Below are 26752 nucleotides of genomic sequence, written 5' to 3' on the forward strand. Positions count from 1 at the left end.
AAAGGAGGAGGGCCATGGCGGAGGACGTCGTCCTCATCGTCGCCGAAGGGCTGGCCCGCCCCGGGGTGGCCGGCGACGACGGAGAGACGCTTGCCGTCGTCGATCCAGCGGCCGATCTTTCCTCCCTCCGGCGCCTCCTCGGCGCGGAGGGGCCGCCGAACGGCGCAGGACGTGCGCTTCCGACCGTGCGGGCGGAGGTAGCGTGGGGGGCCGGGCAGCTGGAGGACGGGGTGCCGGCCCTCCTCCTTTACGCCTTTTTGCCGGCCGGCACGCTCGAGATCGCCGTACCGGCGGAGGTGCGCCTCGGGCGGGAGCGAACCGGCCACGGGTGGGATGCCCTTTTGGCCTTTGAACCGAAGCGGCTCCTCGTCATTGCCGGCGACAAAAGCGCGCCGCCCGAACCGCGCTTCATCCTCGAGGCCGCCGAGCCGGACGGCCTCATGGCGGCGCTGGAGCGGTTTTTCGATCAGGTGCTGGCGACATCCGGGGCCGATTCGGACGGGCCGCTGTCGGCGCTCCGGGAGTACCTCTCTCCGCCGCAGGCGGCGAGCTGTGCCTTCGTCCCGCCGGGAAGCTAAGTCCCGAAGGCGGGATCGGCCGCCGGACGGTCGTCGCCTCCGGCCGCTTTGCGCCGCGCCCGGAGCGGTCGCGGCTGGGACCGAACGCTCGAAGCGGGTGAAGAGAAATCCGGAGCGGAAAGGAGGGACGGAGATGTTCGAACGGCGCAAGGTGGAACGGGCGCTTCGGGCGGTGATCGACCCGGAGCTCGGCCTCGACATCGTCACGCTCGGCATGGTGCGGACGATCGACGTCGGCCGGGGCGGCGGGAGGGTGGAGGTGGCCCTCACGACGTCCACCTGTCCGCTGACGGATCGGATTCAGGCGGACGTGCGGCGGGCGCTGGAAAAAGCCCTCGGCGAGGCGGCGGCGAGGGTGGAGCTTCGGTTTACGGAGATGACCGCGGAGGAGAAAAAAGCCCTCGCCGACCGGCTTCTTATGCGCCACAAGCTGTCGAACGATGCCCGCTCGCGGATCTACCGCCACAACCCCGAGGTGCGCATTCTGGCCGTCCAGAGCGGCAAAGGCGGCGTCGGCAAGTCGACGCTCACCGTCAATCTGGCGATCGCCCTCGCCCGGCGGGGGCACCGGGTCGGCGTCCTCGACGCGGACATCTACGGCCACAGCATCCCGCGCCTCGTCGGTCTGAAAGGGGCGGTCGTCGTCGACGTGATGACGGTGCCGCCGGTCGTCCACGGGGTGAAGTGGATGTCGATCGGCCTGTTTCAGGAGCAGAATCTTCCCATCCTATGGCGGGGGCCGATGCTCACGAAGACGCTCCGGCACCTGAGCGACGCCGTCTACTGGGGACCGCTCGATGTGCTCGTCCTCGATCTGCCGCCGGGGACGGGGGATCTCGCGCTGGACGTGCGGGAGCTTTTCCCGACGCGGCGGTACGAGGTCCTCGTGACGACGCCGGAGGCGACGGCGGCCCACGTGGCGGAGCGGGCCGGGGCGATGAACCGGTCGACCCTGCTCGGCGTCATCGAAAACATGGCCTACATCGTCTGCCGCCACTGCGGCGCCCGGGACCGGATGTTCGGGGAAGGCGGGGGCCGGGCGGTGGCGGAGGCGCTCGGCGCGCCGCTTTTGGGGGAAGTGCCGTTTGTGCCGGGGGGCGGGCTGATCCTCGACGATCCGCATGCGGGGGCGGCGCTTTCGGCCGTCGTCGATCGGCTGCTGGAACGGATCGCGGCGCTCGAGGCCTCCGGCGCCGGAGCCGTCGAGAAGCGCCCGCTTGGGCCGCTCGTCCTCGCCCGTCCGAACTGAAAAAGGCCGGTCGCCCGACCGACCGGCTTTTTTCGGGACGGTGGGGAAACGAACGGTGGTACGGTATGCCTTGAGGGCGGGGCGGCCCCGCTTTTGAGTTCTGGCGGGGGATTCCGTCGACCGGATAGCGTCGGAGAAGGAGTCGGGGAAGAAAGGGTGGGGGGGCGTTGGAAGGAGCGCTGCTCATTAAGATTTTGGTGCTCGCGCTCATCGGCTGGAGCGCCTCGTTCGTCTCGGGGATGGTGGGCATCGGCGGGGCGGTGATCAAATATCCGATGCTTCTCTATCTCCCGCCGCTTCTCGCCGGCTTTTCCTACAGCGCCCACGAGGTGGCCGGCCTGAACGCGATCCAGGTGTTTTTCGCCACGCTTTCGGCGGTGGTGGCGCTTCGGAAGGAGCCGTATCTCAACCGGTCGCTGGTGCTCTACATGGGCGGCGCCATCTTGCTGGCGAGCTTTATCGGCGGGTTCGGGGCCCAGTATCTGTCGCAGGCGGCGGTCAACGTCGTCTTTGCGCTTTTGGCGGTAGCGGCGCTCTTTTTGATGTTCTTGCCGAAAAAAGAGCTTGACGACGTCCCGCCGGATAAGGTGCGCTTCAACCGGGCGCTCGCCGTCGGCATCGCCGTCTTCGTCGGGCTCGCCTCCGGCGTCGTGGGGGCCGGAGGCGGGTTCATCCTCGTCCCGCTCATGCTGTTCATCCTCCGCATCCCGACGCGCATGACGATCGCGACGTCGCTCGCCGTGACGTTTTTGAACTCGATCGGCTCGACGCTCGGGAAAGTGCTCTCAAACCAGATCATCTACTGGCCCGACGGCGTGGTGCTGGTGATCGCGAGCATGCTCGGCGCTCCGCTCGGCGCCCGCCTCATGACGCGCACGAGCCCGCGCCTTTTGCAGGGGATTCTCACGGCCCTCATCGCGCTCACGGTGGCGAAAATGTGGTGGGACATTCTTCTTCCCGGCGAAGTGCCGGCCGACGTGCCGCTTCCGCCGGCAGAGCCGGAAAATTGAACGACGGACCGTTCGACCGGGAAGCGGCGATCCGTCCGAAGATGCGGACGGATCTTCGTTTTTTTCTCGGGAGTCGAAGTGCTATAATATCGGCATGATGGTGACGAAGCCGATGGAAGAACCTCAAGATCGCCGGCCGCCGGGGCCGGGCCTTTTGCTCTCGGATGCGGCGCTGGCGTTTGCGGCCGAAAGGAGATTGGCCGAGTCGATCGCCGGCGGAGGACCGACCGCTGTTTTTGTTTGGACGGCGCCGCCGACGTTTGTCTTCGGCGCCCAGGACGTCAAAGGGGCGGCCGGCCGCCGGGCGGCCCGGCAGGTGATCGCCGAATACCGGGCGGCCGGCCTCGTCCGGCCGTCCGGCGGTCGCCTCGTGCCGATCGATCCGGGGGTGGTGAACCTCGCCTGGATCGGGCCGGCCCGCGGTTCGCTCGCGACGATCGATGGAGCGTTTCGCTGGGCGGCGGAGCGGCTTCAAGATTTTTTCCGTCGCTTCGGCCTTTCCGTCGCCTTCGGTGAGGTGGAGGGCGCGTTTTGTCCGGGCCGGTACGACGGAGCCGTCTTCGGAAAAAAGATCGTCGGCCTTGCCCAGCGGAGGTGGCGGGGGGCCGCAGCCGTCGAGGCGTTCGTGCTCGTCGCCGGGACCGGCGCCGAGCGGGCCGAGCGGGCGGCGGCGTTTTACCGGCTGGCCGGCGGCCCCATCGTCCGGCCGGAGCGGATGGGCGCGTTGGCGGAGTGGCGGGATCTGAAGGATGAGGCGGGGATTCGGGCCGCGGCGGCGGCGCTTCTTTCGGCGTTCGTGGCGGGGGCCGACGGATTCGTCCGGGCGGGGACGCTTTCGGACGTCCTCGGGCCGGACGGCGTTTCGGCGCTTCACCCGTTCGTGCGGGCGCTTGTGGCCGAAAGCCGCGCGCGACTCGGCCTGGGCGGCGCGGAAGGCGGGGAGGTGGAATGAAGCCGGGAGCCCCCTTCGGAACCGACGTCCGCCGCGGCGCTCTCGACGGCGTTTCGATCGCCTTGGGGTATCTGCCGGTGGCGCTCGCCTACGGCCTTCTCGCCAAAGGCGTCGGCCTTTCGCTGTGGGCGACGATGGGGATGTCGATGGCGGTGTACGCCGGCGCGAGCCAGTTTATCGCCCTGACGCTCCTCGGAGAAGGCGCCGGGATCGGGAGCATCGTGCTTTTGACGCTCCTTTTGAACGCCCGCATGACGCTCATGAGCGCGGCGATCGCCCGGCGGTTTTCGGATCGGCGGGGGCCGGTGCGGGCCCTGGCCGCGTTCGGCGTGACGGATGAGGCGTTTGCCGTCCTCACGCTCAAGCAGGCGGCGCTTACGCCGGCGTATTTGTTGCCCCTCGAATTCGTGCCGTATGCCGCCTGGGTCGGGGGAAGCGCCGCCGGTTATGTCGTCGGCGACGGCCTTCCGGCGAGCCTGAAGGCGGGCATGGGCGTGGCGCTTTATGCCCTTTTCATCGGTCTCGTCGTGCCGGCCGTTCGGGCCAGCCGGACGGCGTCAATTGCCACCGGCCTGTCGATGATGTTGAGCGCTCTCATAAGCCGCGGGATCGGCAAGGGGTCCGCGATCGTCCTCACGGCCCTTCTCGTCGCCGGAGGGATGGCCGCGTTCGGGCCTCAGGATGACCGGGCCGAGACGGCGACGTCCGACGGGGAGGCGTCTTAAGCCGGTGGGGGCGGTTCGGGGAAGAAGGTTTCCGTTCGCCGGTCCTCGGGAAGGGCCGAAGAAAAAGCGCTTCGGGCCGGATCCTTCCGGGCGGCGCTTAAACGCGGATCGGAAGCCGCCGGCGTATCCGGTCGGGACCGAAGACAGGACGGGGAGGGAGAGGATGGCGGCGCTCATTGCCGGGATGGCGCTCGTGACGTATGCCCTTCGGGCGATTCCCTTTTGGCTACCGCTGGCGGGCCGATCGCCGCGGGCGCGCCGCTTTTTCGATCTGCTTCCGTTTGCTATTCTCGGGGCGCTCATCGTCCCGGGGGTGTTTCAGGCGACGGAGCCGCCGGCGGCGGGTGTCGCAGGCGCCGCGGTGGCGGCGGGGCTGGCGTGGCGGGGCAGGCCGCTCATCGTCGTCGTCCTCGGGGCGGTGGCGGTGACGGCCGCCGTGAGCACCTGGTTTTAGGGGAGGGGGCGAGGATGGTGCAGGACATCGGCGCCGGGGCGGGCTTTGCCGGTGAGCGGGCCGCCGGCGACCCTCCGCCGGCCGGAAAGCCGCCGACGTGGCGGCTTGTCGTGACGGACGATCGAGATCCGGCTTTTCACATGGCACTCGATGAAGCGATGGTCGAGCTCGTCCGGACCGGGCGGGTGCCGCCGACGCTTCGGCTCTATACGTGGCGGCCCCGGTCGCTCTCCCTCGGGATGAACCAGGCGGTCCGGGAGGCGGTCGACCTCGAGGCGGTCAAGGCGCTCGGCGTCGGTCTCGTTCGGCGGCCGAGCGGCGGGCGGACGGTGTTTCACGACCGGGAGGTGACGTATTCGATCGTTGTCCCGGAGGACGACCCGCGGATCCCGGCGGGGGTGATGGACGCCTTTCGGCGCCTGACGGAAGGGCTCGTGGCCGCCTTCCACGCCCTCGGCCTCCGGACGGCGGAGCTTCAGGCGCCGGAAGCGGCGGCGCCGAAGCCGGGATCGCCCGTCTGTTTCGAGTCGCCGGGGGCGTATGAGCTCGTCATCGGCGGCAAAAAAGCCGCCGGAAGCGCCCAGGCGCGCTTTGGCGGCGTTCTTCTGCAGCACGGATCGGTGCCGCTTTCGTACGATGAGGCGGCGATGTTTCGCCTGTTTTATTTTCCGAATGAGGCGGCCCGGGAACAGGCCCGGGAGCGGTTTCGCCGGACGGCGACGGCGATCGAAGCGGAGCTTGGCCGGCCGGTCGGGGTGGAGGCGCTGAAAGCTGCCCTCGTCGAGGGGTTCTCGCAGGCCCTCGGCATCCGCTTTGCGCCGGAGCCGCTTACGCCGGAGGAAACGGCCCTCGCCGAACGGCTGGTCCGGGAAAAGTATGGCCGCCCGGAGTGGACTTTCCGGCGCTGAGAGGAACCGAGGCTCTCGCTCCCTCCGGAAGAACGGTCCGGAAGCCGCGTCCGTGCCCTCGGGCGATCGCGGTCCAGGCGCGGTCCGGAACCGACGGCGCCGGCTGCGGCCCCATCCGACGGGCGGAGTCGACCGTCGGGCGGCGCCCCCATCCTTCAGGCGCCGGCGCCGACGCGGACCCGTTCGACGAGGTCCGAAAACGCGGCGCGGACAGCGGCGGTCCACGGGCCGATCTTTCCTCCGGCGATCGGGATGCCGTCGACGGCGACGATCGGCGTCACTTCGTTGATCGTGCTCGTGATGAACACTTCGTCGGCTTCCCAGAGCGCCTCGATGGAAAACGGCCGCTCGACGACCGGCAGGCCGAGCTCGCCCATGAGTTCGAGGACGAGCTGGCGGGTGATGCCGTTTAAGATGGCGTGCGTCGCCGGATGGGTGAAGGCGATGCCTTTTTTGACGATGAAGACGTTGGAACTCGACCCTTCGGTGATGAGGCCGCCCCGGTGGAGGATCGCTTCGTCGGCACCGGCTTCCACCGCGTGCTGTTTGGCGAGGACGTTGCCGAGGAGGTTGACGGATTTGATGTCGACCCGCTGCCAGCGGAGGTCCGGGTAGAGGACGGCCCGGCCGCCGCGGTCGATGGACGCCGGCCGCGGGATCGGCTGGACATAGGCGAGGACGCTCGGGGCGACCGGTGGCGCGGGAAAAGCGTGCGTCCGGGGCGCGGCGCCTCGGGTGACCTGGACGTAGGCGATGCCGTCTTCGACGCCGTCCTTGGCGATGAGCTGCCGGAGGGCGTCTTCCAGGGCGGCCGGATCCGGCGCCGGGGCGATGGACAGCGCCTGCAAGCTCCGGGCGAGGCGCGCCCAGTGGCGGTCGGCGTAAAAGAGGCGACCGCCGTAAAGGCGGATCACTTCATAGACGCCGTCGCCGAAGACGAAACCCCGGTCGAGCGGCGAGACGCGGACGGCATCCAGCGGGAGAATCTCTCCGTTCCAGTAAGCGTGCACCCGGTGTCCCCTCTTTTCTGAATGTTTTTTCGCAAGTGCGAACGGCGACCGGGGACGGCCCCGCCCTCGGCATTGCGCCGGTTTTTATTCATTATATCGAAGGAAGGCCGCGGAAAAAAGGGCGCCGGACGGAGCGTACGCAACGGACCGGCCCAACGCTCGTATAAAGAGTTAGGGAAAAGAATGCAGAGATCGTGGAGGGAGAGGCGGAGCGATGCCGGAGAGACGGCGCGGTGGGCCGCGGTGGACCGGACTCGGGCGAAAGGTCCGGGCGTTTCTTTTCGTCGTCCTGGCGGGGGCGGTGTTTGCGGGCGGCGGTTTTCCGACCGTCGCCGGGGCGGCCGGCGGCGACTGGGAAGAGCCGATCGGGGAAGGGGTTAGCGCCTTCCGCCGCACGCTTTCGCTCTCCGGAAAACCGGTCGTCGTCTACGGGGTCCGGATCGATCTCACCAACCCGTTCGTCCGCCTGGTGCCGCTTACGAGCGCCGAGGGGCTCGGCCGAAAGGCGCCGGTGCCTGAGCTCGCCCGAGCGAAGGGGGCGATCGCGGCGGTGAACGCCGACTTTTTCCATCTGACGGGGATCGGTGCGCCTCTCGGGCCGGTGGTGGACGGCGGGACGGTGATGAGCGCGCCGGGAGTGGCGACGTGGGACGTTTTTGGCCTCCTTTCGGACGGCCGGGCGGTGATCGGGTCGTTCTGGTTTGAAGGGACGCTCTGGGCGCCGGACGGCTCGACGCACCCGATCCGGGCGGTGAACAAGGAGGCGTACGACCCCCGGGACGGCCGGCCGAGCCACGCCGGGCAGATCGTCCTCTACACGCCGGCGTGGGGGGAGAAAAGCTACGGCCGGGCCGGCGGGCGGTTCCGGGACGTCGTCGAGGTCGTCGTCGCCGCCGGCGTCGTCCGGTCCGTCGTCGAGGCACCGGACGGAAGCCCGATCCCGCCGGACGGCTTCGTCCTCTGGGGTGAAGGGCCGGCGGCGGCGTTTTTGCGGACGCATTTTGCCCCCGGCGATCCGGTGCGGCTGGAGCTTCGGGCCGGGATGGCGCTTCCGGACGGCAGCCGGGTTTCGGTTCCGGCCGGCGCTTTGGCCGCGGGAGTCGGGGCGACTTCCGCTTCCGCCACCGAAGAGGCGGGGGAAGCGCCGACCGGGGAGGCGAGGGACGCTTCGTCCGGCGTCCCAGTCCTTCTGTCGACGGTCGGAAGTCACCGCCTTCTCGTCGAAGGGGGCCGGCCGCTTCCGGTGGTGGACCCGGCGGTCGACGGGGACAAGCCGCGGGCGCGGGCGGCCGTTGCGATCGATGCGGCCGGGCGGACGGTCTGGCTCGTCGTCGTCGAGGCGTCGGCCGAAAGCCGCGGCATGACGCTTCCGGAGCTGGCGCAGTACCTTGCGTCGCTTGGGGCCGACCGGGCGATCAATCTGGACGGCGGCGGTTCGGCGACGTTCGTCGCCCGCCGTCTCGGCGAAACGGCGCCGGCGGTGCTGAACCGACCCTCCGGCGGATCACCCCGGGCGGTGCCGACGGCGATCGGCGTCCTCAACACGGCGCCGCCGGGGGATTCGGTCGGGGGACTCATCGTGCGTCTGCCGAAAGGCGGTGACGTCCTCGCCGGCGGGACGGTCCGCTTCGAGGTCAAGGCGTACGATACGCACTATCATCCGCTGGCGCTTCCGACGGAGGCGCTCACGTGGTCGGCCACGGGGCCGGCGGAGATCGAAGCTTCCGGCCCGGCGGTCCGCTTCCCGACCGGCGGGACGTACGTCCTGACCGCCGCGGTCGGCGACGTTCGGCAAACGCTGGAGGTCCGCGTCCTGGGCGGAAGGGACGTGCTGGCTCTGGAGGCGGAGCCGGCGGCGCTTACGCTTAAGCCCGGCGGACGGACGGCGCTTACGGTGTGGGCCCGCCTCCGGGACGGTCGCCGGATCCGGCTTGCGCCGGAGAACGTCACCCTGACCGTCGTCCGGGAGGGCACCGCTTCCGCCGGGCAGGGCGACGGACGAGGGGGCGCACCGAAGGATTTTTCCGGTGAATGGGCCCGGGTGGAGGGTCTGACCGTCGTGGCCGGGGCGGTACCGGGAGCGGGACGGATCGAAATCGACTTCGACGGGGCCCGAACGCGAATCCCCGTCGTCGTGCGGGCGTTTGACGACCTCGTCGGCCACTGGGCGGAGCCGGCGGCTACGGCGCTTTATGCCCGGGGGATCGTCGCCGGAGTCGCGCCGGGTCGGTTTGCCCCCGATAAGCCCCTCACCCGGGCGGAGGCGGCGGTGCTCCTCGATCGGGCGCTCGGGGCCGCTTCGACGGGCGGGCAGGTTTCGGCCGGGATGCCGGCCGCGGCGGCAGGATCATCGTCGGCACCGTCGGGGTCGAACGACCGGACGGGTCTCGCGGGCGTTTCGGCTTCGCCGAGTTTGACGGGATTGCCGGCTGCGAAAGAGGCCGCCAGGCCGGCGTTTCGCGACACCGTCCCGCCATGGGCGGAAACGTCGGTCGCGCGCCTTCAGGCGCTGGGGGTGCTTCGGGGTTATCCGGACGGGACGTTTCGCCCCGACCGGCCGGTCAGCCGGGCGGAGCTTGCGGTGCTCGTCGATCAGGTCCTGGCGCGCCTGTCGCGGGAGGACGGCCTTCGGACGGAAGGCGCCCCCATCTTCCGGGATGCCGCCGCCATTCCCGTCTGGGCGCGAGAGGCGGTGGCGCGGGTTGTGGCCGCCGGCGTGATGCGCGGAACGGGAGCGGCGTTCGACCCCCACCGGGCGGCGACGCGTGCCGAGGCGGCGGCCGTCTTCTACAACCTCCTCATCCTCGGCGGATCATCTTAAGATTTTCTTAAGAAGCGCTGAAGAAGTTTTTAACAATCGGCGGCTACAATAGCGGTGGACGGGAAAACGCGGGACGCCGTTTGCGATGGGGCGTTTGCTTAAGGTCGCTTGATGCAAAGGAGGCAGAAGGCATGCGCAACCGATGGGCCAAAGGGGCACTGGCGCTCGTGTTTTTCGCGGCCATGGGCGTGACGGCCGGTGCGGCGAATGCCTACGGGTTCGGTTTTGGCCTCGCCAAAGGGTCGATCGCCGATGTGCTCGGCATCACAGCGGAGGAGCTTCGGGCCGAATTTCAACAGGGCAAGTCGCTCGTCGACATCGCCAAAGCTCACGGCGTTGACGAGGCGACGCTCATCGACCGGCTTGTGGCGGCGAAGAAGGAAGCGCTCGATCGGCTCGTCCAAAGCGGGAAGATCGATCAGGCGCGGGCCGATGCCCTGTTGGAACAGTACAAAAGCGTCCTTCCGAAGTGGATCGAAAAGGCGCCGTCCGAGGCGGGGAAACCGTTTTCGCGGGGCAAGGACGACTCCCCGTTTAAACGGGGCTTTGAACGGGGCGGCTTTGGCCCGCACGGTTTTGGCCCCCGCGCCTCCATCGCGGATCTGGCCAACATCCTGGGCCTTCAGCCGGATGAGCTCCAAAATGAACTGAAAAACGGCCGGTCGCTCACCCAGATCGCCGAGGCCCACGGCATCGCCAGGGCGGATCTCATCGCCCGCCTCACCGACGCGGTGAAGCAAAAGCTCGATGAACAGGTGCAGGCGGGGAAGATGACGCAGGAACAAGCGGATCAAGCGCTCGCGAAGTTCAAACAGCGCGTTGAGACGATGGTCGACCGCGTGCCGCCTTTGCACGACGGAAAACGCGGCGAACGGCCGAAGCCGAAGGCCGGTCAGGAAGCGTAACCGCCGAAAAGCGCAAATCGACCCGTTCATGCCGGGGGCCTGCGCGATTCCCGTCCCGCCCGTCGCCGGTCGGCGACGGGTGTCTTCTGCTCTTTTCACCAATCCGTTTTGTCCTGGCGACGATCGCATCACCGGTGGCCGTCGTGACCGGAATCATCGCCCACCGCCTTTATGAGGAGAGCGGCCTTGCGCCTGTGATCGAGCCGCACCAACTTTCGGCCATCTTCGGCCATCCTGGGAACGCTGGCGCTGATCGCGCTGGCGGTTTGGCGCTACACGGGACGGCGCAGTGGAAAAGATATCGGACAGCGAGACGGGTATCGGATGATCGCTTTGCTGGGCTTGGTCTGGATTTTCTTTGTGGGCGGCGCAGGCGGTCAGTTGGTGTATGAGCACGGTCTGGGCGTGCGCGGCGTCAACCCGCTTTTGCCTTGAGCTTTGATTTGGTTGAAACACGCTGAAGTTCCGAGCCGAACAAGGCCGCCGGTGGCTCGAGACATACGCCCGGCGCCTCCGCCGAACGATCTTGGCTTTTCTTGTGACCGCAAGCGCTGTCCTCATGGATCCGTCCGATATATGAGCCTGACGTTCTCGATGGTCCCTTTGCCCTCGATCGCTTTTCCGGTAAGGAGGGCCTGCCGTGAACAAAGCGCGGAAAATCAAGTGGTCCGTGGCTTTCGCCGCTTCTCTGACCTTCGGCGCCGGCTACGCCGCCGTCCAACATGAAGACGCCGTCCACGCCCGAACGGATTCGGCCGTTTCCGTTTCCGCCGACGACGGGCCCGTCGAAGACCGAGCGTTGGACCATCCGACGGAAAGTCGCCTGCTCCCGGACGCCGCCGATGACGAGTCGGCTCAACTCCCGACGCTAAAGTCGATGCCCCCTTCGACCGATCGGGTGCCGGCGTCCAGCGCCCCTTTCTCGCGTAAGGTCCGTACGCGCGTCTCTTAAAACCGTCCGTCTTTCAGAAGAACGCTTTGCTGGCCTGGATGGTCTGTTCGCCAGCGGCAGTCGCCGAATCAACCGGCTGAGGGAGAGACGCTCATTGAATGGGGAGGACGCCTTCCGCGCATGGATCGAGACCTGGCCGATTTGGCCGCTCATTCGCGCCTTCGGCTTTTCCGCCTATGTCTGGCTGTTTTTGACCGTGGCGGCCGGAATGCTTGCCTCGTTGCCCTTTGTTCCGGGTAAACTCCGCGGCACCCTGAACATTGTCCACCGCCAAGGGGCCCGATGGGGCCTCGGTTTTCTTTTGGGCCATATGCTTCTTTTGTCGATCGACCCAACCATGCCTTTTCCCTGGACGGCGATCGTTTTCCCCTCGTTCGCCGATGCCCGATCGGCGGTCTACGGTTTGGGCATTTTCGCCTTCTACGGTCTCATCATCGTGATGGTCACCTCCGGCGCCGTCAAGGTCATTGGCCAAGCCATGTGGCGCAAGTTCCACCTTCTTTCTTATCCGACATTTTTACTCGCTTTTTTTCACGGCGTGTTTGCCGGCACCGATAGCCAGGCGCTTTGGGCCATCGTCTTTTACGAAGCCACCGTCGGAATTATCGCTTTGTTGGCTTTGTTGCAGTTCGTGTTCTCGACCAAACCGAAAGCGAGAGAAAATCTCCCCCAGGCACCTCCAGCTCGCCGAAGATGATCGCGACCGGCCTGGTCTCGCTGCGGTCCGGCGTTGTTTCGGCCACGTTTGGCCGTGATGGGAATTTGGGTTATGATGAGGGGCAGAAAGAAGGGGAAAAGAAGGGGAAATCGGTGGACAAAATCCTCGTCGTCGACGATGAGCCGAAGCTCGTGGATATGATCGTCGAATATTTGCGCGCAGAAGGCTTTTGGGCCGTCGGCCTCACGGACGGGATTCAGGCGCTTCAGGCGGCGCTTTCCGAGCGCCCGGATCTCATCGTCCTCGATGTGCTCATGCCGGGACAGAACGGTTTCGACATCCTGCGCGAGCTTCGAAAAACCGCCGACATTCCCGTCATTCTGCTCACCGCCAAAGCGGAAGAAGCGGATAAGGTCCTCGGCTTGGAACTCGGCGCCGACGATTATCTCACCAAGCCGTTTAGCCTGCGGGAGCTCGTCGCGCGAATCCGCGTCGTGTTGCGTCGTTTTCAAAAAGGAGCATCCGGTCGCTTTACCGCCGTTCCGCTTTCCGCCGCGACGACGACCGGATCGACGGACGCCTCGCCCGGCGAAGAGGTGCTTCGCGCCGGACCCCTTGTCGTCTTTCCGGAGCGCATGGAAGTTTATAAAAACGAAAAAAAGATTGCTCTGACGCCGACGGAATTCAAGCTGCTCGAGGCCTTCGTCCGCCACCCGAAGAAAGTCTTTACCCGCATGCAGCTTCTGGAAATTCTCGGCGACGCCTATATCGGTTACGACCGCGTGCTCGACACGCACGTGAGCAATTTGCGGAAAAAAATCGAAGATGTTCCGTCGCAGCCGAAGCTCATCCTGACCGTCTATGGCGTCGGGTACAAGTTTGGAGGGGACGGATGACGTGCGGTTCGGGACGCGGCTTGTGCTCGCCTTTTCCGCCGTCGCGCTCTTTTCCACCGTCCTCGTCGGTTTCGTCGCCTCGGCCTTGCTCGAACGAAGCACCGCCCGCTTTACCCAGGCGATCCGGTCGGTCCGAACCGATGCCCTCGTCGAAGCATTGGCCGACTACTATGCCCGTCACGGAAGCTGGGCGGGCGTCGACCGGTGGCTCGGCTTCGTCAACCGAAGCGGTCGGCTGCCCGGGGATGGGGTCCGGCCCCCGGGGAGCCGGTCCTTCGAGCGGCCGGAGCGGTGGATGGCGGGGCCACCGATCGAGCGGTACCGGGTCGTCGACGCCGACGGCGTCGTCGTCGCCGACAGCCGCGGCGAAGCGCTTGGCGCGCGGCTGGATCCGGCGACGGTGCGGGCGCAGGGCCGGCCGATCGCCGTTCGCGGCGCCGTCGTCGGTTATCTTCTTGCCACCTCGCCGGCCTCAGAGCGTCTTACGGCCCTGGAGGCGACGTTCAAACGGTCGGTGGGCCGCGCCGTCTGGCTGAGCGCCGGCATCTCCCTCGGGCTGGCGCTTTTTTTCGGCGCCGGGCTGGCTTCCCGGACGACGCGCCCCCTTCAGGCGCTGGAGGCGGCGATTCGCGCTCTGGCCCGGGGCGACCGGAGCGTCCGGGCTCGGGCGGAAGGCCGGGATGAGATCGCCGAGCTCGCCCGGGCGTTCAACCACATGGCGGACGAAATCGATCGCCTGGAGGCGGTGCGCAAAAATTTGATCGCCGATGTGGCCCACGAGCTCCGGACACCGGTCTCGATCATGCGGGGCCACCTGGAAGCGATGCTGGAAAATCCCCGGGCGGCGACGCCGGAGCGGCTGGCCCTTTTACACGATGAGGCGCTCCGGATGGGGCACATCCTTCAGGACCTGCAGAATCTATCGCTTGCCGATGCCGGCAAGCTCCCCCTTCACCGGGAACGGACGGACCTGGCGGCGCTGGCGGAAAAGGTGCTGGCTGCCTTTCAACCGGCGATCGAAGACGCCGGCGTCGAGGTGCGGGCGACCTTCCGTCCGCGGCCTCTTTGGGCGTTCATCGACCGGGCGCGAATGGAACAGGTGCTCGTGAACGTCTTCGGCAATGCCTTAAAGGTTACGCCGCCGGGGGAGACGATTGAGATCGACGGCCGGGGGGAGGGGCCATGCCTCTCCCTTGCCATCCGGGACCGGGGACCGGGTTTTTCCCCGGAGGATCTGCCGTACGTCTTTGAGCGCTTTTACCGGAGCGACAAAGGTCGGTCGCGCAAGGACGGCGGGACGGGTCTGGGGCTCGCCATCGCCAAAGGCTTCGTCGAAGCCCACGGCGGTTCGATCGTCGCCGCCAACCGGTCGAGCGGCGGAGCGGAGGTTACGATCGTGCTTTGCGACGACGAAGGGGGAGGTGTCGAATCGGATGCGGCTTTGGGATCCTTGAGCCCACACGTGAAATCGAGGTGAGATCCTTGTCCGAACGCCATTCGGCGTCACGCCGTCGTGGAATGTGGCTTGTCGGCGTGATGGTAATCGCGCTTACGATCGCGATGTTTCTGTCCGGTGCGCTTTTGAAGGGTCCTGTCCTGCCGTCCGATCGAACGGGCGACGCATATGCCTTTTCGACCGAACCTGAGCCGCTTCTCACCCTTCCGACCGAAGGATAGGAGGAAAAAACAGCCGCCTATTCTCGCTTCTCAAGCGGCGATTCCGTATCGCTTCGGGAGCACCGAAGGCATCCCTGCCGAGAAGCCGACGGATCGTGCGTGGATCTGGATTCTGACCGGCGTCTGCGCGATCGGTTATGTTTTGTCAACGTCTAACGATTTGTCAACGTCTAACGAAAGGAGTTAAAAACATTCGGGAAGGCATGAGACGCCGAGAAGATCGGCGGAAGGCGCCGAGGCGGCGGGCGTTCCGCGTTTTACTCGCGGCATCGATGGCGCTTTTCCTCCTGACCGAAGGAGCGGTCGTCTTTTATCCGACGTGGATTCGGCCGGAGGCGGCTGACGCCATCGTCGTGCTCGGGGCTCAAGTCGGGGACGCAGGCCCGCGGCCCGTGTACGCTTCGCGCCTCAAAGAGGCGGCGCGCTTGTACCGCGAAGGGTACGCGCCGCTTATATCGTGACCACCGGCGGCCGGGGACCGACGGAGCCGGTGTCGGAAGGGGAGGCCGGACGGGCGTATCTCATCGCCCTTGGTGTACCGCCGGAGGCGGTGCTGGCAGAGACGGCGTCGTCGACGACGCTCGAAAACCTTCTGAACGCTCGGGCGCTCTATCGGGAAACCGTCCGGCGGGGAGAAAATGAAGCCGTTCGGCGGGATGGGGCGGGGCCGGATCGGCCGACTTCGGCGCCGGGGTCCGACGGCGCCGGCCGGATGCTCATCGTCTCGAGCCGGTTTCATCTGTTTCGCGCCATGCTCCTCGCCCGCTGTCTCGGGATCCCAGCGTCGTATGCCGGCGCGGTCGCGCCTGAGGCCTGGCCGGAAGAGATCGTCGGCACCATCCGGGAAGTGCCGGCGATTTATCTGAACGCCTTTCGCTGCCTGGCGATCCGGATGACGGAAATGGCGGGCGAAAACGGCGATGAACCGGTTTGAGGGGTGCCCGGATGGCGCTTCCTGCCTTCGGCCGCTGAAGCGCCAGGGCCATGGGCGAAGATCCGCGCTTCAGCGCATGGCGTCCGGTGCTCGAGGGGATCAGAAGGAGGATGTCTATGGGCGTAAAAATTCAGTTATTGGAGGAATCCTCGGAAGATGCAACGGAAACGCCGGATTGCGAACGCTTTACCTGGGATGCAAGCATTTCTTTCTATAACAAAAAAGACCATGTAGAAATAAAAAAATAATTATTTTGTTTAACAATCGCGGATTTAATCGATCGTCTTGAAGAATTGTTGCTGGGAAAAGAACCCATTTTAAAATAGAGCCGATAGGCTATTCCATTCAGAATCGGTGTCACTTCTTTGCAACAAACGGTCATGTGGTTATTGAAAATATGAACTATTCCATCACTTACGGGAAAATGGCGTTCTTTTTCTATTTGATTAATGAGATTAAGGTGTTCATAAAAAAATATAACAAAAATATTTGTTATAACGAGGATAAAAGAATACTGCTTATCATCTCCGAACCGATCCGTGCCGTAGAAGAAAGGATCGGGCCATGTCGCCCTTTTTGTACCGGCGTTTTCCGATGCGCCACATCGACCGACGGGTTTTGTGGCCGACAAGGTTTGTCTCTCCCGGCGTGCTGGACGCGAAGGAACGTGTGTAAGGGCCGCGAAGCGAATCAAAAACCGGGAAAGCCGAAGCTTTCCCGGTTTTTCAATCATAGGGGTCCCATTGTCCTTCAGGCGATGATGCCGGCCCGAAGGATGATGACGAGCAGGACGTAGATGACGACGGCGAAGGCGAAGACGCTGCCGACGCCGTAGCCGTAGGTCACGGCCGGGGTCGTGCCCGCCTGAGCCGAAGCGAAGGCCATCACAGTCACCTCCTTTGCGGCGTCTCCTCGGCCGCCTTCGGCAGCGCGGCGGCGACGAGATGATTACGCCGCCCACCAACGACCATCGAGGACGATGACGAGGAGAACGTAGATGACGATCGCGAAGGCAAACAGGCTCATACCGCCGACATACGGCGTTCCGGCGTGGGTCATGCGCTGCACCTCCTTTCGCTCTTACCATATGGCATTGTCCGATCGGCGGTGTGGGACAGAGCCCGCCCGTTTTTTCCCGGCGTTTCATGGTACGATAGGCTCGAGCGTCGGCACAAAAGGGGAAGAAGGATGGGACGGCGATGGGCGAGGAAGATCGGCGTGCTCCGGAAAGCCGCGGGGGGAACGACCGGACGACTTTGAAGGGCGGCGGGGGGCGGCGGATCCGGCTTCCGTTCCCTCGGATCGACCGGTTTGCGCCGGAACCGGCGGCTTCGCCGCCCTTACGCCTGCTTGCGGCGGTGCTCGACCGGTTTTCGAAAGGCGTCATCGTGATGGGCGAAAGGCGGCGGGGGCTCTATCAGAACGCTTTGGCCGACCGGCAGATGGGCCTTGTGTCGGGGAGACGGTCTCCTACTGTTCGCATTGCCGCCATCGGCCGGTCCTCCCCGGCGAAGAACAGTGCATTCTCATCCATGACGATGCCCTTCCGGTGTGTGAAGCGCACATGACGGTGTACGAAGGTTGGGAAGGGCATTTTCAGATGACCAAGGGCATTTTCAAAGGGTATTTTCAGATGACCGTGGAAAAATTCACCCTTGATGGAGAGAAGCGCTTTACCCTCGTACTGCGTAAACCGGAGCTTATCCTCCGGCGGGAGGAGCATCGGGAGCGGGTGCTCCTCGTCCAGGAGACGATGCGGGCGGAGGTGGAGGAGCGGCGCCGGCTCGCCCGGGAGCTGCACGACGAGATCGGGCAGCGGACCTACAGCTTTTTTTGTGCTCCAGTCGATCGAGCCGGCGGTCGAGGAAGGTCCGATCCGGGAGCGTCTGGAACGGCTCTCCCAGGCGGCCGAGGAGGCGCTCCGGCGGGTTCGCCGGCTCGGCCAGTTGAGGCCGTCGACGCCGAAATCGCCGAGGGCGGGTTCGTTCGAGACCCACATCACTTCCGTCCGGTCGCGAAGGCCCCGCCCCAGACGAGGACGGCTGGTAGGTAAACCGCGCCGCCGGGGTGATCATCGTCACTTTCGCCCGGTCGCGGAGGTCTTTCCGCAAAAACAAGGCCGCCGTCTATCCGGAAAAACCGGACCCGATCACCGATCACGACGATCTTTTTCATGGGGGTGGCCTCCTTAAGGTTCATCGTTCGGCCGAATAAATGGTCGAATTGTTAACGCCTTCACTTTGAAGTATAGCGCCTTCATACACTTTGAAGTATAGCGCCTTCATGCACGTTGGGGTATATGGCGTTTCCTTCAACTGAAAGCCGGATCAGACGACAGAAGAAAGCGTTCTTATCACCGATTCGAATGTGGTATGATTGGGGTGTGTTAGGGTTTAAAACGTGAATAAAAGGGGGGGATACGGTGAGACGGAAGCTCGCCCTTTTGCGTGCGCTTGTGATGGTGGGGTTTGCCATGCTGGCCGGCTGCGGGTCGGGAGACGCCGGCAAACCGGAAGCACTGGGCAGCACCCAGGCCGAGCGCACCGGTGCCGGGGCAGAACTCCGCCTGGCGACGACGTGGCCCTATCCGTTTCACGGCAATCCCTTCGGTCCGGGCGGCGTCGGCGGCGCCTGGTGGCTGATCTACGAACCGTTCGCTCATTACATCCCGGCGACCGAACAGTACGTCCCACGCTTGGCCAAGGAGTGGTCGGTGGAGGGACAGGCGGTTCGCGTCACCCTCCGAGATGGCGTCAAACTGAGCGACGGGACGCCGTTTACATCCGACGACGTGGTCTCGACGGTGACGATGATTCAGGCGCTCTGGTCCTGGCCGTATGAGATCGAAGCTGTGGAAGCCCCGGATTCGCAGACGGTCGTCTTTCATCTCCGTTCGGATGTCGATCCGAACGCGTTTCTCTATACGCTCCTCACGAACGCGGCGATTCCGGCTCTAGCGCCGAAAGCGCTTTACGATCGGTTTTTGCCGCAGGCGGAAGAAGTGGCCCGGCTCGGCAAGGAAATTTTCGCGCAGGAATCGGCCGGCGAGACGGTCGACGCGGCAAAGAAAAGCGCGTACGAAGACAAACTGAAAGCGCTCAAGGAGGCCATCGACGCCTATCAGCCGTTTAAAGATGCCGGCAATGTTCCTTCGGTCGGCGCCTACCTTCCGAAGCGGTTGACGCAGACCGATTTCGTCTTGGAGCGCAATCCGCATCACTGGGAGGCGGGCACGTCGACCGTAAGCCGTATCGTGTTTAGAAACTGGTCGTCCAACGAGTTCGTCTGGGGGGCGCTCGTCGCCAATGAACTCGACGCCGCCCATCCGCTTATGCCCAAAGACGTCGTCGAGGGGATGGCGGCGCAAAATCCGGCGCTTCGGGTGATGAGCGTCTCGGATCTCTCCGATGTGGCGCTCCTCTTTAACTTCCGGAAGCCGCTCTTTCAAGATGATGCGCTGCGAAAGGCGATCGCGTTCGTCCTCGACCGGGATAAGGTGCGGGACATTTCCGCGTGGCAGGCCCGGAGCTATGAGGGCGATCCGGCGACCGGGATTTTGGCCAGCGCCACAGGGCGCTATCTGCCGGAGGCGGAAAAAGATAAGCTGACGCCGTACCGCCACGATCCCGCGCAGGCGGAGAATCTGCTTCGGGAAGCCGGCTATCAAAAGGACGGCAGCCGGTGGAAGACGCCCCAGGGCGCGCCGGTCCGGTTTACCGTCTCGGTCTACGGACCGCACAACGACTGGGTGCTGGCGGCGCGGGAAGTCGTCGAGGAACTCAAGCGCTTTGGCTTCGACGTCGACCTGAAGCTCATCCCGGAAGGGATGCGGGATCAGGTGATTCTGGGCGGCAATTTTGAGGCGGCGATCGACTTCGGTTCGGCGTGGTGGGGCTTTCCGCATCCGGCCACCGGATTTGACCGGCTCTACCGGGGCGATGTGGCGAAAGCGACCGGTTTTCCCGCCGACGAGCCTTCGCCGCTTCTGGCGGGATCTTCCCCTTCGAAGCTGGCGGCAGAACTCTTGAAAAACCCGACCGGCGATGATGCGTCGGAGAAGATCGTCGCGCTGGCGCGGTTGACCCACGAAGCGCTCCCGGTCGTCCCGCTTTATGAAAAGGTTTTGCCGATTTACTATAACACCAGCCGGTTTGCGGGCTGGCCGGAAGACAATGACCCGCTCTGGACGCTCGCGCCGGGCGGGATCGAGCGCGTATACGTCGTGCTGGCGATGTCCGGGCAGCTTCAGCCGAAAACAAAATAAACCGCAGCATCACCCGCTGCGGGCCCGATAACCCGTCGCGAACCATCGCGGCGGTGGCACCGAAGAAGGGGGGAGACGGTGGCGCTCCGACTGGCGTATATTGTGCTCGTCGCCTGGCTGGCCCTGACGGGTGTTTTTTTCCTCGTCGCTTTTATGCCGGGGGATGCGGCGTACAGCCTGGCGGTCAGCATCGCTCAGGAGCGAAACATTTCCCTGGAGCAGGCGATGGAACTGGCCCATCGCCTGCTTGGCTATGAACCGCGCGAAAACGTGTGGGGCAACTACTGGAGTTTTTTTCAGGGGCTTGTGCGCGGGGATTTCGGTTATTCCATTTATTTTAAGACGCCCGTGCGTTCGATCATTGCGGAAGCGCTGCCGTGGACGCTTCTCGTTATCTCCGGCGCCACGCTCGTCAGCTTTTTCCTGGGCGCCTACATCGGGGCGGTTGCCGCGCAAAAGCGGGGGACGGTGTGGGAGTCGCTGATCACCGGTGGGGCGACGCTGTTTCAGGCGATGCCGCCGTTTATTCTGGCGCTCGTGATTTTGTTTTTGTTTTCCGTCCGGCTTCACTGGCTGCCCCTCGGAGGGGCGTATCCGATCGACGTCACGCCGGAAGCGTCGCTCACGTTTGTCCTGTCGGTCCTTCGCCATGCCGCCGGCCCGCTGATGGCGACGGCGCTTCCGCAACTGGCGTCGTGGACGCTGGCGATGCGCGGCAACACGACCCAAGTGCTCGGGGAAGATTTTATCCGCTTCGCCGAAGTGCGGGGCCTGAAAGATCGGACGATCGCCGGGCGGTATATCCGCACAAACGCCCTTTTGCCGCTCGTTGCGAGCCTCGCCATCGGCCTCGGCTATATGCTCGGCGGGCATACGCTTGTCGAGACGGTGTTTAATTATCCGGGCATCGGCTTTTACTTTGCCAAGGCGATCGCGGTTCGGGACTACGGGCTGATGACCGGGTTGTTTAGTCTGATCGTGATCGGCGTCCTTCTGGCGACGGTGCTGGCCGACGCCGTCTATGCGCTCATTGACCCGCGGGTGAGAAAGCGATGAGGGCGATCTGGGTCAATCGGAAGGCCCGGGCGGGGCTCATCATCCTCTTGATCTACGGGGCGATGGCGGTGTTCGGGCGCTGGCTGGTGCCGCTCGATCTAAGCTCAAATTTTGCCGAGCGGTATCAGAAGCCGTCGCTCCGACATCCGTTCGGGACGGACTATTTTGGGGTGGACATTTTTGCCCAGATCGTCCACGGCGCCGGCTCCGTCGTCGGGGTGACGCTTCTGGCCAGCCTCTTCGCCGTCGCGCTCGGCGCACTGGTCGGCGTGGCGCGGGGGTACCTCGGCGGAGGCGCCGGCTGGCTGCTGGATGCGGTGATCACGGTGTTCCTCGTCGTGCCGACCTTCCCGGCGCTCCTCATCCTGGCGGCGTTTTTGATGAACGTCGATCTCGGGCCGGTCGGGGTCGCCGCGCTGATCGCGCTCTTTTTGTGGGCGCCGCTCGCGAAGCAGATCGCCGCCCAGGTGCTCTCCACCCGGGCCCGCGAGTTCGTCGAGGCGTCCCGGCTGCTCGGCATGCCGCTTCACTACATTCTCTTCAGCGACATCCTGAGATTGCTGGTGCCGTATCTTTTCGTGTATTTCGTGCTGCAATTGAAGGCGGCGCTCGAGTTTTCGGTCGGCCTCATGTTCCTCGGGCTGGCCAAATTTGATCCGACCCACTGGGGCGTGATGCTGAACTACGCGCTTTATCAGGCCGGCGCCCTTTATACGACGGAAGGGTATCATTACGTGTTTTTTGTCGTCGGTAACATTTTATTGCTCGTGTTCGGCGGCATCCTCCTCGCCCAGGGCGTCGAGGAAGTCTTTCAGCCGCGGCTTCGTTCGTATGAGTGAAGGCCGGGAGGGTTTACGTTTCGTGGAGCGACTGCTGGAGATCCGGCACCTCGATGTGGTGTACGTTGTCCGGGAAGGGGACGTCCACGCCGCGCACGACGTCAGTTTTTCGGTCACCGCCGGGCGGGCGACGGCGATCGTCGGAGAGAGCGCTTCCGGAAAGAGCACGATCATCGAGGCGATCACCCGGACGCTCCCGCCGAACGCCCGGGTTCGGTCGGGGGAGATCCGGTATCGGGGCCAAGACCTGCTTTCCCTGGAACGGGAAGCCTTTCGCCGGCTCCGCTGGCGGGAGATCGCGTACGTTCCGCAGGCGGCGCAGCAGTCGCTCAATCCGACGCTGACCGTTTTCGAGCATTTCCGGGATACGGTGCGGGCGCATGATCTCCCATGGAGAGACGAGGAGATCCGCCGTCGGGCGCGGGAGACACTCCACCGGGTCCACCTTCCGACCGATCCGGTGCTGGCGGCGTATCCGCATCAGCTCTCCGGCGGGATGAAACAGCGGGTCCTGATCGCGCTGGCCCTTTTGTTCAAGCCGAAGCTGCTCATCCTCGACGAGCCGACGTCCGCCCTCGACGTCGTGACGCAGGCGCGGATCGTGGCGCTTTTGAAGGCGTTAAGGGACGACAATACGATGACCTTGCTCCTGGTCACGCACGATATCACCATCGCCGCCGAGTTGGCGGACGACGTCGCGGTTATCTATGCCGGCGAGCTGATCGAGCATCGACCGACGTCGGCGCTGTTTTCAGAGCCGGCCCATCCGTATACCCGCGGGCTTCTGGGATCCATCCTGTCGATCGATGCCGATGCTCGATCGATCCGCTCGATCCCGGGGGAGGCGCCTAGCTTGCTCCATCCGCCGCCCGGCTGTCGATTTCATCCGCGCTGTCCGAAGGCGTGGGAACGCTGCCGGGTGGTTCGTCCGGAGCTTTACGAGCTTCGGACCGGGCGGGTCCGCTGCTTTTTGTATGATCCGTCCGACCCAAACCGGTCAGCCGGAGAGGGGGGAGGGCGGTGACGCCGGTCGTAGAGCTTGTGAAGGCGGGAAAAGCCTTTGTCCGCGGGCCGTTCTGGCGGAGGAAGAAGTTCTGGGCGCTTACCGGCATCGAACTGGCAATCGGGGCCGGCGACCGCCTGGCGATCGTCGGAGAAAGCGGGTCGGGTAAAACGACGCTCGCCCGCCTCATCACCGGACTGGAACAGGCGACGGAAGGCGAAGTCCGCTGGTTTGGGCAGCCGCTTTCATCGCGGACCCTGCGTCAGTTTCGGAGGGCGATCCAGTACGTCCATCAGGACCCGTATGCCTCGCTTCATCCCGCGAAGACGATCCGGCAGATCCTGGCCGATCCGCTCAGACTTGCGGCACGGGAAAAAGACATCGACGGGCGTGTGCGTTTCCTGCTTCGGCTGGTCGGCCTGACGCCGCCGGAGTATTTTTTGGACAAATATCCGCACCATCTCTCTGGTGGCGGGAGACAGCGGCTCGCCATCGCCCGGGCTTTGACCGTTTGGCCCCGGCTTCTCGTCGCCGATGAGCCGGTCAGCATGGTCGACATGTCGATACGGGCGGCGATCATCTCGCTTTTTAAAACCCTGGACGTGGAGCACGGCATCGCGACGGCGTTGATCTTGCATGATCTCGGGGCGGCGCGCTTTTTTACGGAGGAAAAGGGGCGGCTCCTGGTCCTCTATCGGGGGCGGATCACGGAATTCGGCCCCGGACGAGACGTGCTCTCCATGCCGCAGCACCCGTATACGGCCCTCCTTTTGGCGTCGAGCCCGAGGCTCCCCCAGACTGCGGCTCCGGCGAGGAGGTGGCCGGGTCTCGATGCAGAAGAGCACTGGGAACCGCACGGAGATACGCTTGAACGGTTCGTCGGAACAAACGCGGAGGCGGTCGCCTGCTCGTTTGCGGATCGCTGTCCGTTTGCCGAAGCGCGGTGTCGCGTCGAGCTGCCCAGGCTACGGGAGATTCGGCCGGGACATATGGTGGCCTGCCACCGGTCGGAGGCGATCACCGCCGAGCTGAAGGCGATCATCGGGTAAGAAGCGAACGGCTCAGAATGGACTTAAGACGCGTGAAGGGCTTCGGAGGTACGAAGGCGCTTCGGAAGTCGCGTCAGACAATCCGGTTAACGGTTCGGGACGGGGAGACGGTGAAGCAGCGGCTTGCACTCGTTTTCAATTGGCTGGTCGTCGTGCTCGGCATTTTATGGTTTTGGTTCTGGTACGAACCGCGCTACGCCGGAGTCGTCGCCCTGGCCATCGCCCTGGCGGTCGGTTCGATCGCCCTGGTGATCCGCCGCGAGCGGTAAGATGCGGTGCCGGCGACGGTGGCCGAGCAGGGGCCCGGTGCGGGGCGGCTTTACGTCTTTCCTTATCGGCTTTCTTTTTGCGGCCGGACCATCGACATCAGCCTTTCCCACCGGGCGTCATCCATGAGCCCGAGGCGCCAGAGGGCGATGCTGCGAAGGCCGGCACGCTTGGCCAGGCCGATTTTGGCGGTGAGGCTTTCGCCGGTCTCCGAAGCGGCGGAAATGCCAATGCCGAGGAGGAGTTTTTCCCGCGGCACGGCTCGAAGCGTGAGGTCGACCGCCTCCCGAACGCGGGCAAGCGGCTCCGGCGTGCCCCTCGGGCCGTAATCGTACGCCATAAGGACGATCGTATTGGCGAGCTCGCCGAGCGTCACATAGTCGTAGCCGCGGTAGGCCCCGTTGGGCGGGTAGACGGCGACGGCAAGCGTTTTGCCCGCTCCGTGGAGGGCGTCGGCGAGCTGACCGACGAAGCGGTTGAAGCGTTCCCGGACGGACCCGAGCGCCGCTTCGTCGCCGGTGAGGCCGAGCCCTTCGAAGTCCAGCTGGACGCCGTCGCAGAGACGGCTTTCTTCGGCGATCGCCCGGACGGCCCGCATGACGGCGCCGTCGTCCGCGAGGAGCGCCTCGAGCTCCCCTTGGCCGTCGACGGCGTGGACGACCATCTCCGTCTTGAGATCGTAGCGGTGGGCGTTTTCCAGCACGCGCTCGTAGCCGTCCGGCCGGCGCCAGCCGGTGCGGCTTTCCGTCGTCAGGCGGCCGTCGGGATCGACCGAATACCAGCCGAGGGCGAGTCGACCGATGGTGCCGGTCCGTCCGGCGGTGTAGTCGGGATAGGGCCGGCCGAACAGGTCCGTCCAGCTGCTCGTCCGGGCGTCGCCGAGGGCGTAGTGGGCGAGAACGTCCATCGTTCGCGGCGGCGAGAGGAGAAAGGCCGTCTTCGTCGTCCCGTCCCATCGCTCCACCCGTCCGCCGAACGTCTCGACGAGAAAGCTGAGCGGAAGGAGGGCACGGCCGTTTATGATCCGCGGCGGGGCGTCGAGGCGGGGCGTCGAGGAGGATCGACCGGCCGGAGGCGTTCGCCTCCGGCCGGTCGATCGGGAGGCGGACGGTTTTTCCGGATTCTGGATCGCGGACTCGCGTTTCCCTTCGTCACGTGACATTACGTCCGATAATGTACATTATGTAAACTAAAAAGGGACAAAGAGACCGGCCGCCGACCGCCGCGCGCCGCACGGAAGTCGGGGCTTTCGCCAAGCTCGTCTGACCGTATGGTTCGGGGCTTGCGTCTATGGTTCGGGGCTAAGGATTCGTGCTGTCGAGCGGCCTGAGCGAGTTTGCCATGAGCGGAATCGTAAGCCGGTTGTCCGGCTCGCCGTCCTTCGGCGAACGCGTGAACAAATTGAGATTCAAAAACGGATTGGTGGCCGAACCGTCGTATTTGTCGATACGGATACGAAACGGCGCCCAGGCAGGCGCGGCTCGATCAAGCTGGACGTCGTCGCCGCCATATTCGACATGACCGTCATCGAGCGACCAGTGAAAGACGCCCTCAAAGACGCGCGCCTCTCCTTCGATGAGGAAATCTCCTTTTTGCACCGTATATGGGAGCGGCCGGAAAACGCGAAATGCTGCATTTTTCATCACGACCGGTTCCGCCGTGATCACCTCGGCGTTCGTCGCGTCGCCGTCACGGTGAACGAGCACGGCTTGGCCGAAAGACAGCGACGCGTCGACGAACGAGACGACCCACGTCCCGTCGCCGGCAAGCGGCGCCATCCCGGAGATGGCCCAGATCGCGCCCGGCGGTCCGGCTTCGGACTTTGCCGCCTCCCCTGCTTCTTCCGTGATCAACGTGGAAAAATCCGTTTCCTTTTTCCAGGCCTCGAGGACGGCAAAGGCCTTTCGGACGAGCGCGGCAACGTCGGACGTTGCGGCGTCCCCGTCGGCAACCGGTTGGTTCGCTTTTTCACCGCTTGCGTCTCCATCCGGCGTCGCGATCCCTTTCTCGAGCCGGACGATCTTATTCAGCGTCGGAATCGCACCCTGCCCTTCCTCACCGGCCCCGCTGACGTCCAAGAAATCGCCGAGGCGAAGGGACTCCGCAGGCAGTGGCGTCCCGGAGGGGTCAGTAATCGACGTCCCTTCGCCATAGCGGAACGTCTCCACGGCGACGATCGGACGACCGGCGGCATCGACGTTCAGGCGGGTCAGGACGAGGCGCCCGTTTTCCCGGTCGACGGCCGCCAGGTGTCCCCGCATGGAAATCGCAGCGCCCGGCGAGCGTTCCGGATCCGGCGTCGAAGCTTCCGGCGGCCGGCGATCCGATTCCGCGCTGCAGGCGGAGAGCAAGGCGGCGAAGGCGATCGGAAAAATAAGGGAAGCGGCAAAGGAAAAAAGCAAAGTCCGTCCGATCGCCCCGGTCGTTTTTCGCATCCGTCCGTTCAATACGCATACCATCCCTTCTCATCACAAACACTTCACAAAGAGCATCTCATCGGTCTTGTTGCCGAGCGCGACGCTGTAATGTCCGTCTTTCGGCACCG

At 65.0% G+C, this 26752-nt stretch carries 28 protein-coding genes; 21 read left to right on the forward strand and 7 right to left on the reverse strand.

Annotation, left to right across the window (positions count from 1 at the left end):
* The first annotated feature begins 14 nt into the window (after nucleotides 1-14).
* The 7 genes from K2M58_RS05860 to K2M58_RS05890 all read left to right on the forward strand — a co-directional run bounded on the left by K2M58_RS05860 (nucleotide 15) and on the right by K2M58_RS05890 (nucleotide 5876).
* Nucleotides 15-578 carry a hypothetical protein gene (locus tag K2M58_RS05860; protein ID WP_220678666.1) on the forward strand — a complete coding sequence of 188 codons (564 nt, stop codon included), beginning with the start codon at nucleotides 15-17 and terminating at the stop codon, nucleotides 576-578.
* 133 nt (nucleotides 579-711) lie between these two features.
* Nucleotides 712-1827, forward strand: coding sequence for a P-loop NTPase (locus K2M58_RS05865; protein WP_220678667.1), 1116 nt, complete (start codon nucleotides 712-714; stop codon nucleotides 1825-1827).
* A gap of 167 nt (nucleotides 1828-1994) precedes the next feature.
* A complete protein-coding gene (locus K2M58_RS05870; RefSeq protein WP_220678668.1) occupies nucleotides 1995-2837 on the forward strand; it encodes a sulfite exporter TauE/SafE family protein in 843 nt (280 codons plus the stop codon).
* 112 nt (nucleotides 2838-2949) lie between these two features.
* Nucleotides 2950-3789: a lipoate--protein ligase family protein gene (locus K2M58_RS05875; protein WP_220678669.1), complete on the forward strand. Its 840-nt coding sequence runs from the start codon at nucleotides 2950-2952 to the stop codon at nucleotides 3787-3789.
* On the forward strand, nucleotides 3786-4514 hold the full coding sequence (locus K2M58_RS05880; protein WP_220678670.1) for an AzlC family ABC transporter permease: 729 nt from the start codon (nucleotides 3786-3788) through the stop codon (nucleotides 4512-4514). Before K2M58_RS05875 ends, K2M58_RS05880 begins: the two co-directional genes overlap by 4 nt.
* Before the next feature lie 163 nt (nucleotides 4515-4677).
* Nucleotides 4678-4968, forward strand: a complete 291-nt coding sequence (locus K2M58_RS05885; protein ID WP_220678671.1) for an AzlD domain-containing protein — start codon at nucleotides 4678-4680, stop codon at nucleotides 4966-4968.
* A 14-nt stretch (nucleotides 4969-4982) separates the two neighbouring features.
* Nucleotides 4983-5876: a lipoate--protein ligase family protein gene (locus tag K2M58_RS05890; RefSeq protein WP_220678672.1), complete on the forward strand. Its 894-nt coding sequence runs from the start codon at nucleotides 4983-4985 to the stop codon at nucleotides 5874-5876.
* A 155-nt stretch (nucleotides 5877-6031) separates the two neighbouring features.
* Here the strand turns inward: K2M58_RS05890 and dat are convergent, their stop codons facing one another.
* The gene (gene dat / locus K2M58_RS05895) at nucleotides 6032-6886 is read right to left on the reverse strand and encodes a D-amino-acid transaminase (RefSeq protein WP_220678673.1); all 855 of its coding nucleotides are present in this window, start codon (nucleotides 6884-6886) and stop codon (nucleotides 6032-6034) included.
* A 214-nt stretch (nucleotides 6887-7100) separates the two neighbouring features.
* Between dat and K2M58_RS05900 the strand changes: the two genes are divergently transcribed.
* The 7 genes from K2M58_RS05900 to K2M58_RS05930 all read left to right on the forward strand — a co-directional run bounded on the left by K2M58_RS05900 (nucleotide 7101) and on the right by K2M58_RS05930 (nucleotide 15729).
* Nucleotides 7101-9707, forward strand: coding sequence for an S-layer homology domain-containing protein (locus K2M58_RS05900; RefSeq protein ID WP_220678674.1), 2607 nt, complete (start codon nucleotides 7101-7103; stop codon nucleotides 9705-9707).
* Nucleotides 9708-9838: 131 nt separating this feature from the next.
* Complete coding sequence (locus K2M58_RS05905; protein ID WP_220678675.1) at nucleotides 9839-10612, forward strand: hypothetical protein; 774 nt, start codon at nucleotides 9839-9841, stop codon at nucleotides 10610-10612.
* 1046 nt (nucleotides 10613-11658) lie between these two features.
* The gene (locus K2M58_RS05910; RefSeq protein WP_220678676.1) at nucleotides 11659-12261 is read left to right on the forward strand and encodes a ferric reductase-like transmembrane domain-containing protein; all 603 of its coding nucleotides are present in this window, start codon (nucleotides 11659-11661) and stop codon (nucleotides 12259-12261) included.
* A gap of 113 nt (nucleotides 12262-12374) precedes the next feature.
* On the forward strand, nucleotides 12375-13118 hold the full coding sequence (locus K2M58_RS05915) for a response regulator transcription factor (RefSeq protein WP_220678677.1): 744 nt from the start codon (nucleotides 12375-12377) through the stop codon (nucleotides 13116-13118).
* A gap of 1 nt (nucleotide 13119) precedes the next feature.
* Entirely contained in the window at nucleotides 13120-14595 is a 1476-nt protein-coding gene (locus K2M58_RS05920; RefSeq protein ID WP_220678678.1) for a sensor histidine kinase, read from the forward strand.
* Nucleotides 14596-14998: 403 nt separating this feature from the next.
* Complete coding sequence (locus K2M58_RS05925; RefSeq protein ID WP_220678679.1) at nucleotides 14999-15256, forward strand: YdcF family protein; 258 nt, start codon at nucleotides 14999-15001, stop codon at nucleotides 15254-15256.
* Between the two features lie 29 nt (nucleotides 15257-15285).
* Nucleotides 15286-15729 (forward strand): YdcF family protein, encoded by a 444-nt coding sequence (locus tag K2M58_RS05930; protein ID WP_252393551.1) that lies wholly within the window; start codon nucleotides 15286-15288, stop codon nucleotides 15727-15729.
* A gap of 211 nt (nucleotides 15730-15940) precedes the next feature.
* Here K2M58_RS05930 and K2M58_RS05935 read toward each other — a convergent pair whose 3' ends face one another.
* The 4 genes from K2M58_RS05935 to K2M58_RS05945 form a co-directional block, all read right to left on the reverse strand.
* A complete protein-coding gene (locus tag K2M58_RS05935) occupies nucleotides 15941-16462 on the reverse strand; it encodes a hypothetical protein (protein WP_220678681.1) in 522 nt (173 codons plus the stop codon).
* 17 nt (nucleotides 16463-16479) lie between these two features.
* A complete protein-coding gene (locus tag K2M58_RS12870; protein ID WP_273155033.1) occupies nucleotides 16480-16614 on the reverse strand; it encodes a hypothetical protein in 135 nt (44 codons plus the stop codon).
* A gap of 532 nt (nucleotides 16615-17146) precedes the next feature.
* Nucleotides 17147-17452 (reverse strand): hypothetical protein, encoded by a 306-nt coding sequence (locus tag K2M58_RS12605; RefSeq protein WP_252393552.1) that lies wholly within the window; start codon nucleotides 17450-17452, stop codon nucleotides 17147-17149.
* Between the two features lie 275 nt (nucleotides 17453-17727).
* Complete coding sequence (locus K2M58_RS05945; protein ID WP_220678937.1) at nucleotides 17728-17904, reverse strand: hypothetical protein; 177 nt, start codon at nucleotides 17902-17904, stop codon at nucleotides 17728-17730.
* Between the two features lie 247 nt (nucleotides 17905-18151).
* Here K2M58_RS05945 and K2M58_RS05950 point away from each other — a divergent pair, with 247 nt between their 5' ends.
* The 6 genes from K2M58_RS05950 (at nucleotide 18152) to K2M58_RS05975 (ending at nucleotide 24209) form a co-directional block, all read left to right on the forward strand.
* A complete protein-coding gene (locus K2M58_RS05950; RefSeq protein ID WP_220678683.1) occupies nucleotides 18152-19993 on the forward strand; it encodes an ABC transporter substrate-binding protein in 1842 nt (613 codons plus the stop codon).
* A gap of 78 nt (nucleotides 19994-20071) precedes the next feature.
* Complete coding sequence (locus K2M58_RS05955; protein ID WP_220678684.1) at nucleotides 20072-21049, forward strand: ABC transporter permease; 978 nt, start codon at nucleotides 20072-20074, stop codon at nucleotides 21047-21049.
* Complete coding sequence (locus K2M58_RS05960) at nucleotides 21046-21888, forward strand: ABC transporter permease (protein ID WP_220678685.1); 843 nt, start codon at nucleotides 21046-21048, stop codon at nucleotides 21886-21888. Before K2M58_RS05955 ends, K2M58_RS05960 begins: the two co-directional genes overlap by 4 nt.
* 22 nt (nucleotides 21889-21910) lie before the next feature.
* On the forward strand, nucleotides 21911-22912 hold the full coding sequence (locus tag K2M58_RS05965) for an ABC transporter ATP-binding protein (protein WP_220678686.1): 1002 nt from the start codon (nucleotides 21911-21913) through the stop codon (nucleotides 22910-22912).
* Nucleotides 22909-23940, forward strand: coding sequence for an ABC transporter ATP-binding protein (locus tag K2M58_RS05970; RefSeq protein WP_220678687.1), 1032 nt, complete (start codon nucleotides 22909-22911; stop codon nucleotides 23938-23940). Before K2M58_RS05965 ends, K2M58_RS05970 begins: the two co-directional genes overlap by 4 nt.
* 110 nt (nucleotides 23941-24050) lie before the next feature.
* Nucleotides 24051-24209 (forward strand): hypothetical protein, encoded by a 159-nt coding sequence (locus K2M58_RS05975; RefSeq protein ID WP_220678688.1) that lies wholly within the window; start codon nucleotides 24051-24053, stop codon nucleotides 24207-24209.
* Between the two features lie 62 nt (nucleotides 24210-24271).
* Here the strand turns inward: K2M58_RS05975 and K2M58_RS05980 are convergent, their stop codons facing one another.
* Nucleotides 24272-25171 carry a glycosyl hydrolase family 18 protein gene (locus K2M58_RS05980; protein WP_220678689.1) on the reverse strand — a complete coding sequence of 300 codons (900 nt, stop codon included), beginning with the start codon at nucleotides 25169-25171 and terminating at the stop codon, nucleotides 24272-24274.
* 337 nt (nucleotides 25172-25508) lie between these two features.
* Nucleotides 25509-26468, reverse strand: a complete 960-nt coding sequence (locus K2M58_RS05985) for a Gmad2 immunoglobulin-like domain-containing protein (protein WP_220678690.1) — start codon at nucleotides 26466-26468, stop codon at nucleotides 25509-25511.
* Between K2M58_RS05985 and K2M58_RS05990 the strand changes: the two genes are divergently transcribed.
* Nucleotides 26467-26733 (forward strand): hypothetical protein, encoded by a 267-nt coding sequence (locus tag K2M58_RS05990; RefSeq protein WP_220678691.1) that lies wholly within the window; start codon nucleotides 26467-26469, stop codon nucleotides 26731-26733. The genes K2M58_RS05985 and K2M58_RS05990 overlap by 2 nt on opposite strands.
* The last annotated feature ends 19 nt before the right edge of the window (nucleotides 26734-26752 follow it).

The sequence above is a fragment of the Hydrogenibacillus sp. N12 genome (assembly GCF_019645935.1).
In the GTDB taxonomy this organism is placed as follows: Bacteria; Bacillota; Bacilli; order Thermicanales; family DSM-22653; genus Hydrogenibacillus; species Hydrogenibacillus schlegelii.

What these genes read in the sequence shown, in the direction of transcription:
- K2M58_RS05900 (WP_220678674.1), top strand. Translation starts at nt 7,101, where the DNA reads ATGCCGGAGAGACGGCGCGGTGGGCCGCGGTGGACCGGACTCGGGCGA.
- K2M58_RS05890 (WP_220678672.1), top strand. Translation starts at nt 4,983, where the DNA reads ATGGTGCAGGACATCGGCGCCGGGGCGGGCTTTGCCGGTGAGCGGGCC.
- K2M58_RS05865 (WP_220678667.1), top strand. Translation starts at nt 712, where the DNA reads ATGTTCGAACGGCGCAAGGTGGAACGGGCGCTTCGGGCGGTGATCGAC.
- K2M58_RS05925 (WP_220678679.1), top strand. Translation starts at nt 14,999, where the DNA reads ATGAGACGCCGAGAAGATCGGCGGAAGGCGCCGAGGCGGCGGGCGTTC.
- K2M58_RS05985 (WP_220678690.1), bottom strand. Translation starts at nt 26,468, where the DNA reads ATGCGGGGACACCTGGCGGCCGTCGACCGGGAAAACGGGCGCCTCGTC.
- K2M58_RS05905 (WP_220678675.1), top strand. Translation starts at nt 9,839, where the DNA reads ATGCGCAACCGATGGGCCAAAGGGGCACTGGCGCTCGTGTTTTTCGCG.
- K2M58_RS05945 (WP_220678937.1), bottom strand. Translation starts at nt 17,904, where the DNA reads ATGAAAAAGATCGTCGTGATCGGTGATCGGGTCCGGTTTTTCCGGATA.
- K2M58_RS05880 (WP_220678670.1), top strand. Translation starts at nt 3,786, where the DNA reads ATGAAGCCGGGAGCCCCCTTCGGAACCGACGTCCGCCGCGGCGCTCTC.
- K2M58_RS05960 (WP_220678685.1), top strand. Translation starts at nt 21,046, where the DNA reads ATGAGGGCGATCTGGGTCAATCGGAAGGCCCGGGCGGGGCTCATCATC.
- K2M58_RS05875 (WP_220678669.1), top strand. Translation starts at nt 2,950, where the DNA reads ATGGAAGAACCTCAAGATCGCCGGCCGCCGGGGCCGGGCCTTTTGCTC.
- K2M58_RS12870 (WP_273155033.1), bottom strand. Translation starts at nt 16,614, where the DNA reads ATGGCCTTCGCTTCGGCTCAGGCGGGCACGACCCCGGCCGTGACCTAC.
- K2M58_RS12605 (WP_252393552.1), bottom strand. Translation starts at nt 17,452, where the DNA reads ATGCTCCTCCCGCCGGAGGATAAGCTCCGGTTTACGCAGTACGAGGGT.
- K2M58_RS05990 (WP_220678691.1), top strand. Translation starts at nt 26,467, where the DNA reads ATGGAAATCGCAGCGCCCGGCGAGCGTTCCGGATCCGGCGTCGAAGCT.
- K2M58_RS05885 (WP_220678671.1), top strand. Translation starts at nt 4,678, where the DNA reads ATGGCGGCGCTCATTGCCGGGATGGCGCTCGTGACGTATGCCCTTCGG.
- K2M58_RS05860 (WP_220678666.1), top strand. Translation starts at nt 15, where the DNA reads ATGGCGGAGGACGTCGTCCTCATCGTCGCCGAAGGGCTGGCCCGCCCC.
- K2M58_RS05935 (WP_220678681.1), bottom strand. Translation starts at nt 16,462, where the DNA reads ATGATTGAAAAACCGGGAAAGCTTCGGCTTTCCCGGTTTTTGATTCGC.